Source organism: Nonomuraea sp. NPDC051191 (assembly GCF_044455665.1).
In the GTDB taxonomy this organism is placed as follows: domain Bacteria; phylum Actinomycetota; class Actinomycetes; order Streptosporangiales; family Streptosporangiaceae; genus Nonomuraea.
This window is the reverse complement of record NZ_JBITEZ010000016.1, coordinates 209453-222425: the sequence shown is the minus strand read 5'-3', so window position 1 is coordinate 222425 and position 12973 is coordinate 209453. Positions and strand designations below refer to the sequence as shown.

The window sequence follows — 12973 nt, the reverse complement described above, 5'->3', positions numbered from 1 at the left end:
ATGCCCAGCCGATATCGGGCGGCGATGCCCATGTGATATCGAAACTGTGACAAAAAGCGCACAAAAACAAGAACGCCGCACCCCATGAGGAGTGCGGCGTCAGTGCTCCGCCGGACTGTGGCCCGGCGGCGGTGCCTACTTGGCAGCCAGGGAGGCGGCCTGCTTGGCGATCGCCGACTTGCGGTTGGCGGCCTGGTTCTTGTGGATGACGCCCTTGCTGACGGCCTTGTCGAGCTGGCGGGCGGCGACGCGCTGCAGCGCCGCGGCCTGCTCGACGTCGCCCTGCTCGGCGGCCTCGCGGAACTTGCGGACGGCCGTCTTCAGAGAGGACTTGACCGCCTTGTTGCGCAGACGGGCCTTCTCGTTCTGCTTGTTGCGCTTGATCTGGGACTTGATGTTCGCCACGAAGAAGCCTCGGTGAAAGTCTAAGGATGGATGGGGCGCGCGGGCTCGAGAGAGGGCGCGCCACACGCAAGTGAACAGGGTACCAATAACCCAGGTGGCTGCTCAAATCAACGCCCCGGGTGTTCTCAGTTTAGGCCAGCCAGCGGGTCATGTACTCCTTCCAGTCCTCTTCGGTGGCGGCGAAGTCGACGTACAGGGCCAGGCCGAAGCGTTCGCGGCGGCCGTGCTCGGACAGGGCCAGACTCGCGCCCTCGGCGGCCGTCGCCACGCTCTCGGCGGCGTCCAGCCAGGGCAGGCCGTGGTCGTGGTAGGCGGGGGCGCCGATGACCAGGGACTTGTCGTCGGGGACGAGGTGCAGGGCGAGCGCGGCCTGCCTGGCCACATGGCCGCCGTAGAGGGACTGCGTGGGGGCGCCCGAGTCGTACGTCATGATCGCGACCTGGTCCACCCGGTTCACGACCTCCTGGAAGTAGCCCTGCGACCAGTATTTGTCGTGGCCCAGGACGAGCCTGCCCGCCGGGCGCATGAGGGGATAGGGCTCGATCTGCGGGGTGGAGGTGGACAGCAGCCTCGTGTAGGCCCTCGTCCGCTCCAGCAGGTCGAGGAACTCGGCGTCGCCGTCGCCGATGGGCTCGAAGTTGTAGTGGATGCCGTCGTAGCCCGCCTTCATGATGTCGGCCACGCCGGCCAGGACGTTCGCGCGGGACGCGGCGTCGTCGAGGTCGAGGCCGTTCTTGACGCTCTGGCCCAGCCAGGCGGAGACACGCACGCCCGGCAGGTGCCGGTGCATCCAGGTCACGAAATCCGCGGACTTGGGGTGCTTGGCGGGGTCGAGGCGGCCGTCCCATTCGAACGGGCCGGAATGTACATACACGTCCTTGATGCCGGTGGTGCGCAGGCGTACGGCCAATTGCTCCACGTCCCGCTCCGTGCGGCGACCGTCGACCCAGGCGTGGCCGAGCCAGAGTGCGTCGTTGCCGGTGCTCTTCGCCCAGGCCGCCGGGGCACCGGTAAACTGAAGGAGGAGCGCGCCGGCGAGGAGGCCGGCCAGCGCCACCACGACGGCCGAGGCCAGCGCGACCAGGCGCAGGCCACGGCGGATGACGGTCCGGGTAATCACCCGGGCATGTCACCATGAAAGACGCTTGACCTCAACCCTGTCGAAACGGACTTCGGTGCGCACTCAGCCTGGCCAGACCGACCCCGCGTTGATCCGCAACTTCTGCATCATCGCGCACATCGACCATGGCAAGTCGACCCTTGCCGACCGGATGCTGCAGATCACCGGCGTGGTCGACGAACGCTCCATGCGCGCGCAATACCTCGACAGGATGGACATCGAGCGCGAACGCGGCATCACGATCAAGTCGCAGGCCGTGCGGCTGCCCTGGGACGGCCACGTCCTCAACATGATCGACACCCCCGGGCACGTCGACTTCACCTACGAGGTGTCGCGGTCGTTGCAGGCCTGCGAGGGCGCGATCCTGCTGGTCGACGCCGCGCAGGGCATCGAGGCGCAGACCCTGGCCAACCTCTACCTGGCCATGAACGCCGACCTGCACATCATCCCGGTCCTCAACAAGATCGACCTGCCCGCCGCGCAGCCGGAGAAGTTCGCCGAGGAGCTGGCCGGCCTGATCGGCTGCGACCCGTCCGACGTGCTCAAGGTGTCGGGCAAGACCGGCGTGGGCGTGCGCGAGCTGCTCGACCACGTGGTGCAGACCGTCCCCGCGCCCGTGGGCCAGGCGGACGCCGCCGCGCGGGCGCTCATCTTCGATTCCGTCTATGACACCTACCGCGGCGTCGTGACGTACGTCCGGGTCATCGACGGCCATCTGAGCAAGCGCGAGCGCATCCTCATGATGTCCACCAACGCCACGCACGAGACGCTGGAGATCGGCGTCATCTCGCCCGAGCCCAAGCCCTCCGACCGCGGCCTGGGCGTCGGCGAGGTGGGCTACCTCATCACCGGCGTGAAGGACGTGCGCCAGTCGCGCGTCGGCGACACCGTCACCTCGTCGGTCAAGCCCGCCAAGGAGATGCTGGCCGGCTACGAGCACCCCAAGCCGATGGTGTTCTCCGGGCTCTACCCGATCGACGGCGACGAGTACCCCGAGCTGCGCGAGGCGCTCGACAAGCTCCAGCTCAACGACGCCGCGCTGGTCTACGAGCCGGAGACCTCGGCCGCGCTGGGCTTCGGCTTCCGCGTCGGCTTCCTCGGCCTGCTGCACATGGAGATCGTGCGCGAGCGCCTGGAGCGCGAGTTCGGCCTGTCGCTGATCTCCACCGCGCCCAACGTGGTCTACCGCGTGGTCATGGAGGACGGCAAGGAGCTCACGGTCACCAACCCGTCCGAGTTCCCCACGGGCGGCAAGATCGCGCAGGTCTTCGAGCCGGTCACCAAGTCCACCATCCTGGCGCCCGCCGAGTTCATCGGCGCGATCATGGAGATCTGCCAGGGTCGGCGCGGCCAGCTCCTCGGCATGGACTACCTGTCCGAGGACCGCGTCGAGATCCGCTACACGCTGCCGCTCGGCGAGATCATCTTCGACTTCTTCGACCAGCTCAAGTCGCGCACCCGCGGCTACGCCTCGCTCGACTACGAGCCCGCCGGCGAGCAGGAGGCCGAGCTGGTCAAGGTGGACATCCTGCTGCAGGGCGAGGCCGTCGACGCCTTCAGCGCGATCGTCCACAAGGACAAGGCCTACTCCTACGGCGTCGACATGGCCAAGAAGCTGCGCGAGCTCATCCCGCGGCAGCAGTTCGAGGTGCCGATCCAGGCCGCCATCGGCGCCCGGGTCATCGCCCGCGAGAACATCCGGGCCATCCGCAAGGACGTCCTGGCCAAGTGCTACGGCGGTGACATCTCCCGTAAGCGCAAGCTGCTGGAGAAGCAGAAGGAAGGCAAGAAGCGGATGAAGATGGTCGGCCGCGTCGAAGTGCCCCAGGAGGCGTTCGTCGCCGCGCTGTCCACCGACTCCTCCGGCGCCGACAAGACCAAGAAGTAGCCGCTACAGGCCCATCACGGCGGGCGTTCGCGCGAGCGCCCGCCAGCGATTTCCCGGGTCGTGGAGCAGCCGGCGGGCCCGCAGGTCCATCAGCCCGCCACTCCGGTCAGCTCGCCGTCCGCGCCCCTGAACTCCTGCCTGATCCTGAACGTCCTCCCCTCGCCCCACTCGAACGCGCACGTCACCTCGACCTCGTCGCCGGCGCGCAGCTCGCGGTGGAAGCGGATGGTGCTCTCCAGCGTCACCGGGCCGACGCCGGCCTCCCGCAGGTCGTCGATCGAGATGCCGGCCGCGCGCAGGCACTCCCAGCGGGCGTGGTCGCCGTACTGGTGGTAGACCACGTTGTTGAGGTGGCCCTGGGTGTCGAGCTCGTAGCCGCGTACGGCGATGCGTACCGAGAAGGTCATGATCGTTCCTCCAGCCAGGCGTGCGACTTGGCGGTGAGGTAGCGCAGGCCGTCGTCGCCGAGCTCCACCCAGTCGCCGCGGGCCCAGCCGCCAGTGGTCTGGGGGGCGAAGCCGTGCCGCTGGAACAGCGCCGACGCCTCCTTCTGGGTGAGGCCGCGGCGGCCCCACTCCGCGATGACCCGGGCCGTACGCTCGGCCTCGCCCACCTCCTCGTCGCCCAGCGCGGCGGCCAGCTCCTCCAGGCCGCGCGCCATCAGACGCAGGGAGGCCTGCACGCGGGCGATGTCCATCGGGCGCTCCTCATCGCTGTTCGATCGGTACCGATAGCTTAGCGATGGAAGCGGCTACCCTGAAAGGGTGGAATTGGTACGTACGGAACGTATGGTCCTCGCCCGGGTACGCCTGGAGGACCTCGAAGCCGTGCACGAGATCCACGCCGACCCGCGGACGAACGTCTACAGCTCCGCCGGGCCCCCCGTGGACCTGGAGGCCAGCCGGGTCATGCTGGACCTGTGGCTGGCCGACTGGGCCGAGCGGGGGATCGGCTACTGGGCCGCCCGCCTGCCGGAGCGCGCGCGGGTGCTGGGCATCGGCGGCCTGCGGCATGCGACCCTGGAGGGCGAGGACGTGCTCCACCTCTACTACCGGTTCCGCCCCACGGTCTGGGGCAACGGGTACGCGGTCGAGCTCGCCAGGGCGGCCCTGCGCGTCGGGCGCAACCTGGGCACCGTGGTGGCCCTGATCGGGGGCGGCAACGAGCCGTCCCGCCGGGTGGCGGAGAAGGCGGGCCTGCACAGGGAACGCACGATCCGGTACGGGGGCGTGCCGAGCGACCTCTACGTCGCCTGACCACTCAGGCCCGAGGGCCCCCGTCAGGGCGGGACCTCAGCAGGACGCCCGCCAGGGCCGCGAGGCCCGTCAGTGCCTGGGCCGCCAGGAACCCGCCCGGTGCGGCCGGCCCGGTGGCCAGCGCGACCACCGCGGGCAGGCAGCCGAGCAGCGCCAGGTCGGCGCCCGTCGCCGCCCACAACAGCGGCCCGGTCGGGACGGCGCCGCCGGGGGTGTCGATGACCGGCATCGAATGGTCGACCGGCCCCCTCCTGGCCATCCGCAGCGCACCGGCCGCGAGCGCGGGAGCAGCCGGCAGAGCGAACCACCACATACCGGACGGAAGGCCGCCGACCACCGCGACACCGGCCAAGGCCAGGCCCGCCCAGGTACCGCCCACCAGCGCGGGCAGGAGGGCTCGCGCCGCCAGCGCCGGACGCCGGCCCACGCCGGTCAGCCGGGCCAGGGCGGGGTTGTCGGCGTCCCTGCGCGCGCCGGACGTGCCGGACGCCGCCACCGCCAGCGCCCCACCCAGCACGACCAGCCCGAGAACCGCCGGAGCGGCACCCGCCTGGGCGAACACGGCGGGCAACGCCGCGCTCGCGGCCGTGGCCGCCAGCCGCCAGGGCCGACGGCCGAGCCGCACCCAGTCCTGCCAGGCCAGCGCGAGCGGCGCGGGCAGCCCCGGCCACCGCCGCGAGGTGAGCTTCCTGGCCCGCCAGTGGTTGTCCTCGGCGATCCAGCTCAGCGCGCCGGGATCGAGAGTGACGGCGGCGTTGCTGACGTGCCCGGCCCGGGTGGAGGCGGTCAGCAGCAGGCGGGTGGGGATGGCGGCCAGCGAAGCCCAGGCCCGGCGGGCCAGGACGGCGGCGATCGCGGCCATGGCCGACGCCGTGGCGGCCGGCGCGGGCAGGGGCGCGTTCGCGGCGGCCGCGAGGGCCGTACGGGCCTGGCCGCTGACGGCGACCACGGCCAGCACGAGGAGCGCGGCCAGGACGCCGGTCAGCCAGGCGTTCCAGACCGGGGACGCTTGGGCGAGCATCGCCAGCGCCATGCCCGCCACGCTCGCCGCCGTGGCCAGCGCCAGCGCGGCGAGCAGCCGCCACACCAGCGCGCCGGGCGCGCCGAGCGCCGCGAGCAGCCCCAGCCCGAGCAGCAGCCCGGCCACCAGCGCGACGACCATGAGCACCCGCCCGGTACGCCCGAGCAGCCGGCGCCGGTTCAACGGCGACATCAGCAGCCAGGACGCCTCCGCCGCGGGCACCATCACCGGCCCAGCCACCCGCGCCACGGCCAGTAAGCCCGCGAACGCCAGCAGCACCAGGGCGACCCCCGCGCCCATCCGCCCGGACTCGACCGTCCCGGAAAGGCCCGACACCGCCGAGGACAGCGGCTGCCCGAGGACGGCGACCAGCATGCACAGGCCGAACAGGCTGACGTAGCGATCGACCAGACCGCCGCGAGCACGGCCGCGCGCCCGGACGAACGCCCGCACCGACCGCACACTCACCTCATGCGCACTCACCGCCCGTCCGCCTTCCGCCGCACTGCGCCGGCCCGCTGGGAGAACCGTCCGTCCTGGGAGAACCGTCCGTCCGCCTTGCGTGGCGGCCCGGCGGTGGGGCTGGGGGCGTGACGGCTCATGCGGGCACTCCGGCGGGGGAGACGCGGCGGGCGACGTCGGCGAGGGTCTGGTCGTGGGTGGCCATCACCACGGTGCCGCCCTCGTCCGCGTACTCTTCGAGGAGTTGGGCGAGCCGGACGCGGAAGCCGGCGTCGAGGCCGCGTTCGGGCTCGTCGAGCAGCAGCAGCGTGCTGGGCCTGAGCAGCGTGGCGGCCAGGCAGAGGCGCTGGCGCTGGCCGGTGGACAGGTTGAGCGGCGGCGCGTCGGCCCGTTCGGTCAGCGCGAACTCCTCCAGCGCCGACTCCACCGTCATGCGCGCCTCGGCGTGCACGGCCCCCATGAGCTCCAGGTGCTCGCGCGCCGTCAGCCCCGGGTACCAGGCGGGCTCGTCGCCGAGCAGCGCCACCCGGCGCCAGAAGGACGCGTCGTCGGCCGGTACGGCCCCGAACACGCGTACCTCGCCGGAGGTGGCGGGCTGGAGGCCGGCCAGGCAGCGCAGCAGCGTGGACTTGCCCGAACCGTTGGGCCCCACGACCGCCACGATCTCACCCGGCTCGACGGCCAGTTCCAGGCCCCGGAGCACCGGATTGCCTCCGAGCTCGACCGAAAGTCCCGCGACATCGATGATCAGACCGCTCATCGTTCGAGCGTAGCCACCGCCCCGGCCTCCCGCGTGACCGCCCTCCGCCCGATCCCGCCCCTCGGCCGCCGGCCTTCGGCAAGCCTCCTCAGGGAAGAAGAGCGGGCTGCCCCGAGGAAGAGACACGGGCCTCTCCGGACCCCTTCCAGAGCCCCTCCAGGGCGGAAGAGCCGATTCTGTCGGTGGTGGTCGCTACCTTTGCTGTTCCCGAACACCAGTGCTACTGGAGGGTGACGTGATTGCTTCTGAGCGATTCGAGCGTGCCGCTGTGCTGGGGGTGGCCGTGGCGGAGGAGACGCGGCGGCTGCTGCGGCTTCACCTGAGACCCGCCGAGGTGGGCGGGGACGGCAGGGTGGTGGTGGACGTGCCCTATCCCGACGCGGCCGTGGTGGCGGCGCTGCTCGACGTCGCGGCCGAGTGTTTCGGCGAACGCGGCGGCTCGGTCGAGGAGACCAGGCAGGCGGCGCTGGAGACCCTGTTACAACTGGCCGAGCTCGACGCCGACTCCCAGCTCGGCCGGATGGCGCCCGGCGGTGACAATGTCCGCCTTTCTCCCTACAAGGGCTGAGAAAAGCGGAAAAAACAGTGCAGAACACCTCGATCTGTCCGCTACGGTCGCGGCATGCGCATCCTCTCCGTGAACGTCGGGAAGTCGTTCGACGCGGAATGGGCCGGCAAGCTCGGCCGTACGGCGATCGACAAGCGAGCCGTGACCCACCGGGTGGAGGTGCTGCGCAACGGGCTCGCGGGCGACGAGCGGGCCGACACGCCCAACCACGGCGCCCCCAGCCATGCCGTCTACGCCTACGCCCGCGAGGACTACGACTGGTGGCAGGGCGAGCTGGGCCGCGACCTGCGCGACGGCCGTTTCGGGGAGAACCTGACCACCGACGGCCTCGACGTCAACGGCGCCCTCGTGGGCGAGCGGTGGCGCGTCGGCAGCGCCCTGCTGGAGGTGACCGGCCCGCGTACGCCCTGCGTGGTGTTCCGCAACTGGATGGACGAACCGGGCTGGCTCAAGCGCTTCACGCAAGCCGCGCGGCCGGGTGCGTACCTGGCCGTGGTGGAGCTGGGCGAGCTGGGCGCCGGCGACGAGGTGGAGATCGTCTCGCGCCCGGAGACCGGGATGACGGTGGCCGACGTCTTCCGCGCCCGCCACGGCGACGCCGACGCGCTCGCCCGCGTGCTCGCGGTCCCCGGCCACGGCCCCGAATGGGACGAGCTGGCCGCCCGGACAGGCCGGGCGGGCGACTGAGGAGGCCGCCCCACCCGGCCGGGCGCGTCAGCGCAGGACGGAGTACAGGGCCGAGGTGAGGGACGCGCGGGCGTCGTCCTGGTCGATCGACCACATCATCGAGCCGCCCAGCCCCTTGAGCCGGATGTAGGCCGCCTTCTCCAGCAGCGACGCCGGGTCGTCGTAGGACCAGAACTCGTTGCCGTCGTACAGCCACATCGCGCCGGTGCGCAGGTCGCGGTAGCGCTTGCCCGGCTTGGCTGCCAGGTCCTTGTAGTCCTCGCTGCCCGCCCCCCACTTGCCGGCGGCCGGTCCGGTCGCGGGCTGGTAGAGGCCGTCGCCGCCGCCGGTCACGCCGGTCCAGCCCTGCCCGTACGCGGGCACGCCCACGACGATCTTGCGCCCGGGCGCGCCACGCGACAGGTAGTCGCGCACGGTCTGGTCCACGCTGTACCTGACGGGGTTGGGGTCGCGCCGGTCGTTGAACAGGTTCCCGTTGTGCCCGGTCCGCGACTCCCACGTGCCGTGCAGGTCGTACCCCTGGACGGTGGCGAAGTCGAGCGACCGGAACACGCGGCGCACCTCGAACCCGGCGTCGATCTTGGCGGCGGCGGCCGGGAGGAAGGCCGTGAGCTGGGAGGTCGCGGAGAAGGCCCGGAGCTGGGCGCGCAGCTCCTCGACGAAGAGCGTGAAGTTCCGCTTGTCCTCGGGCCTGATCACGTTCCCGTCGTTGCCCGCCGAGCCGGGCCACTCCCAGTCCAGGTCGATGCCGTCGAACACGCCGGCGCCCGCACCCGGCTCCAGGCCGGGCAGGTTGCCGCGCAGCCACAGGTCGACGCACGAGCGCGCCAGCGCGGCCCGGGACTCGGGGGTGAGCACGGCGTCGGAGAAGTACTTGGACCCGGTCCAGCCGCCGAGCGACATCAGCACCTTGAGGCCGCGATGCTTGGCCTTGAGCTTGCGGAGCTGGTTGAGGTTGCCGTTGAGCGCCTGGCCGGGTTGGTCGGCGACGCCGTCCACGCTCTGCTCGGCCGGCACCGGGCGCTGCCAGTCGGCCCACGGGTCGGCCGAGTAGCAGGAGCCCTCGGCGTTGACGAAGCCGAAGGCGTAGTTGAGGTGGGTGAGCTTGGCGGCGGCGCCGGTGGCGTCCACGTCCTTGACGTGGTAGTTGCGCCCGTACACGCCCCACTGGATGAAGTAGGCGACCCGCTTGAATCCGGAGTGGGCCTCGGCGGGCACGGAGACCGCCGTCAGCCCGAGTAAGAGCGAGAGTGCGAGGACGATCTTCTTCACGGGCGCTCCTGGGGGGTCAACTTATAGGAAACTTTCCTATAAGTTGACGCGATCGTAGAACCGTCACCCCTCGCCGTCAACGACGAGCGCGACCTCCTCGGCGCTCGACAGCAGCTCCCACGCGCGGGCCGGGTCGCCGAACAGCGACAGCACCAGCTCGGCCACGTCCTGCCTGGTCGAGGCGGCCCTGAGCAGCGCGAGGACGTGCTCCGCCGGAGGCCGCAGGAAGGCGTTCGTCCACGCGGTGACCGGCCCGGCCGCCACCCACATGCGCCGGGTCACCTCCCGCGCGAACGCCGCGTCGTACGGGCCAGCACTTCGAGCGGACCGCCCGGGATCGCCTCGACCAGCACGCCGCCGCGCACACCGGCCCGCGTCATCATCGCCATGCTCAGGATCTCGCCGCAGCCGGGCGAGATGTTGAACCCGAAGGCCGGGCCCGGATCGAACCCGCGGAACAGCCCGGCCGCCAGGACCCGCTGCGGCGCCAGGTACGGGGACCGCGCCGGATCGCGCGGGAACAACGCGCGCACCGAACGCCTCCCGGTGGCCACCACCATCAGCTCGTGCCCGCGCGACCAGCGGTCGACCTGGCCCGCGTCCGGCGGGAGGGGATCCCCCTTGATCGAGAGCCTGCCGGCGGTCAGCAGGCAGCCCGGGTCGAGGAAGTGCAGGCTGCCCAGCTCCCGCTCGCGGGCCATCCTGCCCACGGTGTTCGGCAGCCGCCCGCGTCCCAGGTCCTCCGCGTCGCCCTCGCTGTAGAGCGTGGTCGGGACGCCGAGCTGTTGCAGCCGCAGCGCCAGCGTCAGCCCGGAGATCCCGGCGCCCACGATTCCGACGCCCGTCACGTGCCGCCTCCTTCGATGGCTCGGAGCACCCCCGTGAGCAGGCACACTGGATGACGTGCCATCCACCCTGCCCGACGGCGACCCGGCGCCCGCCTCCGGCGAGCTGCCCGACAGCGCGCTGCGCGGACTCGGCGAGCGCCCGTTCGGCTTCTACGTGCACGTGCCCTTCTGCGTGACCCGCTGCGGCTACTGCGATTTCAACACCTACACGGCCTCCGAGCTAGGGCCGGGCGCCTCCCATCGCGACTACGCCGACACGGTCGTGGCGGAGGTGCGTCTGGCCCGCCGCGTGCTGGGCGACGCCGAGCTGCCGGTGGAGACGGTGTTCTTCGGCGGCGGCACGCCCACGCTGCTGCCTCCGGAGGACCTGGCGCGCGTCCTGGCCGCGATCGACGCGGAGTTCGGGCTGCGGCCGGGGGCGGAGGTCACCACCGAGGCCAACCCCGAGTCCGTCGACCCCGCCTACCTCGACAAGCTGCGTCAGGGCGGCTTCAACCGGGTGAGCTTCGGCATGCAGAGCGCCCGCGAGCACGTGCTCCAGGTGCTCGACCGCACCCACACGCCGGGCCGCCCGGCGCGGGCCGTGCGGGAGGCGCGGGAGGCCGGGTTCGAGCACGTCAACCTCGACCTGATCTACAGCACGCCGGGGGAGTCCGACGACGACTGGCGGGCCTCGCTGGCCGCCGCGATCGAGGCCGGGCCCGACCACGTGTCGGCGTACTCGCTGATCGTGGAGGAGGGCACCAGGCTGGCGGCCAGGATCCGGCGCGGCGAGCTGCCGATGCCCGACGACGACGTGGCCGCCGACCGCTACCTGATCGCCGACGAGATGCTGGCCGAGGCCGGGTTCAGCTGGTACGAGGTGTCCAACTGGGCGACCTCCGAGCAGGCCCGCTGCCGGCACAACCTGCTCTACTGGACCGGCGGCGACTGGTGGGCCGCCGGCCCCGGCGCCCACAGCCACGTCGGGGGCACCCGCTGGTGGAACGTCAAGCACCCGGCCGCCTACGCCCAGCGTTTGGCAGCGGGCACCTCGCCCGCGCACGCGCGCGAGGTGCTCACCGACGCCGACCGGGCCGCCGAGCGCCTGATGCTGGAGTTGCGGCTGATCTCGGGCTATCCGCTCGCCGAGGTGGCCCCCGGGGCGCGCACGTCCGTGGCGAGCGCGCTGGCGCGCGGGCTGCTGGAGCCCGAGCCGTTCAGGGCGGGCCGGATGGTGCTCACCCTCAAGGGGAGGCTGCTGGCCGACGCCCTGATCACCGAGCTCATGTGATGAGGCGGATGGCGAACGGGTAGCGGTAGTTCTCGCCCCGGTTGGTGGCGACGGCCGCCTGGATGTGGAAGATCAGCGACACGATCCACACGATCGGGAACAGCAGCAGGCCGACCAGCACGACCGTCAGCACGCCCGCGATCAGATAGCCGATGAACATCGTGATCTGGAAGTTCAGCGCCTCGGCCGCCTGGTCCCTGACGTAGGGGGACTCGTCCTTCTTCATCAGGTAGATGATCAGCGGGCCGACCCACGAGACCAGCAGGCCCAGCAGGTGGGCGAGCATGGCCATCGTGGTGTCGTCGCTGCCGCGGCGCGGGCCGAACCGGCCGGGCACGTACGGCCCGGCGGGCCGGCCGTAGCCCTGCTGGGCGCCGTAGCCGGGGGGCTGGCCGTAGCCGGGCGGCGGGGGCACGTAGCGGGGCGGCGTCGGCATGGGGCCGGGCTGCGGGCCGCTCTGGCCGGGCGGCTGCCGCCCGTAGTCGGGCTGGGAGCCCGGCTGCTGGCCGTAGCCGAGCCGGGGGCCCTGGTCGCGGGGTACGTCCGAGGGCGGGACGTCCGGGGAGTCGTCGGCGGGCGGCGGATCCTGGGTCATGATGCCTCCGTAACGAAGTCGATCAGTTCCTCGACCCGGCCGAGCAGCTCCGGCTCCAGGTCGGCGAAGGACGAGACGGCGCCCAGAATGCGCCGCCAGGCGTCCGCTGGCTCCATGCGCCAGCCCAGCGCGGCGAGCACGCCCTCCTTCCACGGCACCCCGCGCGGCACGTCGGGCCAGCCGGGGATGCGCAACACGGACGGCTTGACCGCCTGCCAGATGTCGATGAACGGATGGCCCACGACGAGCACGTGCGGCGAGGTGACCCGGGCCGCGATCCGGCTCTCCTTCGACCCCGGCACCAGGTGGTCGACCAGCACGCCCAGCCTGCGGCCCGGCTCGGGGGCGAACTCGGCCACGATGGCGGGCAGGTCGTCCACGCCCTCCAGGTACTCCACCACGACCCCTTCGACGCGCAGGTCGTGGCCCCAGATCTTCTCCACGAGCGCGGCGTCGTGCACGCCCTCGACGTAGATCCGGCTCTCCTTGGCGACCCGGGCCCGCAGCCCCTCCACGGCGATGGACCCGGACGCGCTGCGCCTGGGCCCGGCCGGGGCCGCGGCCACCGGGCGCACCAGCGTCACGGGCCTGCCCTCCAGGAGGAAGGCGGCCGGCGCCAGCGGGAACAGGCGGCGCTTGCCGAACCGGTCCTCAAGGGTGACGGCCTCCTTGTCGCAGGCCACCACGGCGCCGCAGAAGCCGCTGTCGGCGTCCTCCACGACCAGGTCGAGTTCGGCCGGCACCTTCGGGATCTTGCCCTTGCCCGGCCGCCGCCAATTGCCCGCCAGCACATCACCCTCGTACACACGGGGACCGTA

General features: G+C 72.0%; 16 protein-coding genes. 5 read left to right on the top strand and 11 right to left on the bottom strand.

All coding sequences use genetic code 11. The features are described from left to right. Positions 1–135: 135 nt before the first annotated feature. Both rpsT and ACIA8R_RS40290 read right to left on the bottom strand, forming a co-directional pair. Positions 136–405 (bottom strand): 30S ribosomal protein S20, encoded by a 270-nt coding sequence (rpsT, locus tag ACIA8R_RS40295; protein ID WP_352352450.1) that lies wholly within the window; start codon positions 403–405, stop codon positions 136–138. A gap of 130 nt (positions 406–535) precedes the next feature. Then, positions 536–1525, bottom strand: coding sequence for a hypothetical protein (locus ACIA8R_RS40290; RefSeq protein ID WP_397042781.1), 990 nt, complete (start codon positions 1523–1525; stop codon positions 536–538). Between the two features lie 55 nt (positions 1526–1580). Between ACIA8R_RS40290 and lepA the strand changes: the two genes are divergently transcribed. After that, a complete protein-coding gene (gene lepA / locus ACIA8R_RS40285) occupies positions 1581–3413 on the top strand; it encodes a translation elongation factor 4 (RefSeq protein WP_364086769.1) in 1833 nt (610 codons plus the stop codon). An 89-nt stretch (positions 3414–3502) separates the two neighbouring features. Here the strand turns inward: lepA and ACIA8R_RS40280 are convergent, their stop codons facing one another. Beyond that, on the bottom strand, positions 3503–3820 hold the full coding sequence (locus ACIA8R_RS40280; RefSeq protein WP_397042779.1) for an acyl-CoA thioesterase: 318 nt from the start codon (positions 3818–3820) through the stop codon (positions 3503–3505). Then, positions 3817–4110 carry a hypothetical protein gene (locus ACIA8R_RS40275; protein ID WP_364086773.1) on the bottom strand — a complete coding sequence of 98 codons (294 nt, stop codon included), beginning with the start codon at positions 4108–4110 and terminating at the stop codon, positions 3817–3819. The genes ACIA8R_RS40280 and ACIA8R_RS40275 overlap by 4 nt, the downstream gene beginning before the upstream one ends. Positions 4111–4177: 67 nt before the next feature. On the opposite strand from ACIA8R_RS40275, the gene ACIA8R_RS40270 reads away from it, so the two are divergent. Next, positions 4178–4669 carry a GNAT family N-acetyltransferase gene (locus tag ACIA8R_RS40270; RefSeq protein ID WP_397042777.1) on the top strand — a complete coding sequence of 164 codons (492 nt, stop codon included), beginning with the start codon at positions 4178–4180 and terminating at the stop codon, positions 4667–4669. A gap of 4 nt (positions 4670–4673) precedes the next feature. On the opposite strand, the gene ACIA8R_RS40265 is transcribed toward ACIA8R_RS40270, so the two are convergent. Together ACIA8R_RS40265 and ccmA are read right to left on the bottom strand one after the other, a co-directional pair. Beyond that, positions 4674–6173 (bottom strand): DUF6297 family protein, encoded by a 1500-nt coding sequence (locus ACIA8R_RS40265; RefSeq protein WP_397042775.1) that lies wholly within the window; start codon positions 6171–6173, stop codon positions 4674–4676. Positions 6174–6288: 115 nt separating this feature from the next. Next, positions 6289–6912 (bottom strand): heme ABC exporter ATP-binding protein CcmA, encoded by a 624-nt coding sequence (gene ccmA / locus ACIA8R_RS40260; RefSeq protein ID WP_364086779.1) that lies wholly within the window; start codon positions 6910–6912, stop codon positions 6289–6291. A 235-nt stretch (positions 6913–7147) separates the two neighbouring features. Here ccmA and ACIA8R_RS40255 point away from each other — a divergent pair, with 235 nt between their 5' ends. Further along, positions 7148–7480, top strand: coding sequence for a hypothetical protein (locus ACIA8R_RS40255; RefSeq protein ID WP_397042773.1), 333 nt, complete (start codon positions 7148–7150; stop codon positions 7478–7480). 54 nt (positions 7481–7534) lie between these two features. Then, on the top strand, positions 7535–8167 hold the full coding sequence (locus ACIA8R_RS40250) for an MOSC domain-containing protein (protein ID WP_397042771.1): 633 nt from the start codon (positions 7535–7537) through the stop codon (positions 8165–8167). A 27-nt stretch (positions 8168–8194) separates the two neighbouring features. On the opposite strand, the gene ACIA8R_RS40245 is transcribed toward ACIA8R_RS40250, so the two are convergent. The 3 genes from ACIA8R_RS40245 to ACIA8R_RS40235 form a co-directional block, all read right to left on the bottom strand. After that, a complete protein-coding gene (locus ACIA8R_RS40245) occupies positions 8195–9439 on the bottom strand; it encodes a glycoside hydrolase family 18 protein (protein ID WP_357694110.1) in 1245 nt (414 codons plus the stop codon). A gap of 63 nt (positions 9440–9502) precedes the next feature. Next, positions 9503–9721, bottom strand: coding sequence for a hypothetical protein (locus ACIA8R_RS40240; RefSeq protein ID WP_364086786.1), 219 nt, complete (start codon positions 9719–9721; stop codon positions 9503–9505). After that, positions 9718–10287: a styrene monooxygenase/indole monooxygenase family protein gene (locus ACIA8R_RS40235; protein ID WP_397042769.1), complete on the bottom strand. Its 570-nt coding sequence runs from the start codon at positions 10285–10287 to the stop codon at positions 9718–9720. The genes ACIA8R_RS40240 and ACIA8R_RS40235 overlap by 4 nt, the downstream gene beginning before the upstream one ends. A 55-nt stretch (positions 10288–10342) precedes the next feature. Between ACIA8R_RS40235 and hemW the strand changes: the two genes are divergently transcribed. Continuing rightward, positions 10343–11560, top strand: coding sequence for a radical SAM family heme chaperone HemW (gene hemW / locus ACIA8R_RS40230; protein WP_364086790.1), 1218 nt, complete (start codon positions 10343–10345; stop codon positions 11558–11560). Here the strand turns inward: hemW and ACIA8R_RS40225 are convergent. Together ACIA8R_RS40225 and ACIA8R_RS40220 are read right to left on the bottom strand one after the other, a co-directional pair. Next, complete coding sequence (locus ACIA8R_RS40225) at positions 11553–12155, bottom strand: DUF4870 domain-containing protein (RefSeq protein ID WP_364086792.1); 603 nt, start codon at positions 12153–12155, stop codon at positions 11553–11555. The two genes, hemW and ACIA8R_RS40225, sit on opposite strands and share 8 nt — an antisense overlap. After that, on the bottom strand, positions 12152–12961 hold the full coding sequence (locus ACIA8R_RS40220) for a DUF3097 domain-containing protein (RefSeq protein WP_364086794.1): 810 nt from the start codon (positions 12959–12961) through the stop codon (positions 12152–12154). Before ACIA8R_RS40220 ends, ACIA8R_RS40225 begins: the two co-directional genes overlap by 4 nt. Positions 12962–12973 lie beyond the last annotated feature (12 nt).

Coding starts and splice junctions, on each gene's coding strand:
- ACIA8R_RS40280 (WP_397042779.1), bottom strand. CDS start 3,820: ATGACCTTCTCGGTACGCATCGCCGTACGCGGCTACGAGCTCGACACC.
- ACIA8R_RS40275 (WP_364086773.1), bottom strand. CDS start 4,110: ATGGACATCGCCCGCGTGCAGGCCTCCCTGCGTCTGATGGCGCGCGGC.
- ccmA (WP_364086779.1), bottom strand. CDS start 6,912: ATGAGCGGTCTGATCATCGATGTCGCGGGACTTTCGGTCGAGCTCGGA.
- ACIA8R_RS40250 (WP_397042771.1), top strand. CDS start 7,535: ATGCGCATCCTCTCCGTGAACGTCGGGAAGTCGTTCGACGCGGAATGG.
- ACIA8R_RS40225 (WP_364086792.1), bottom strand. CDS start 12,155: ATGACCCAGGATCCGCCGCCCGCCGACGACTCCCCGGACGTCCCGCCC.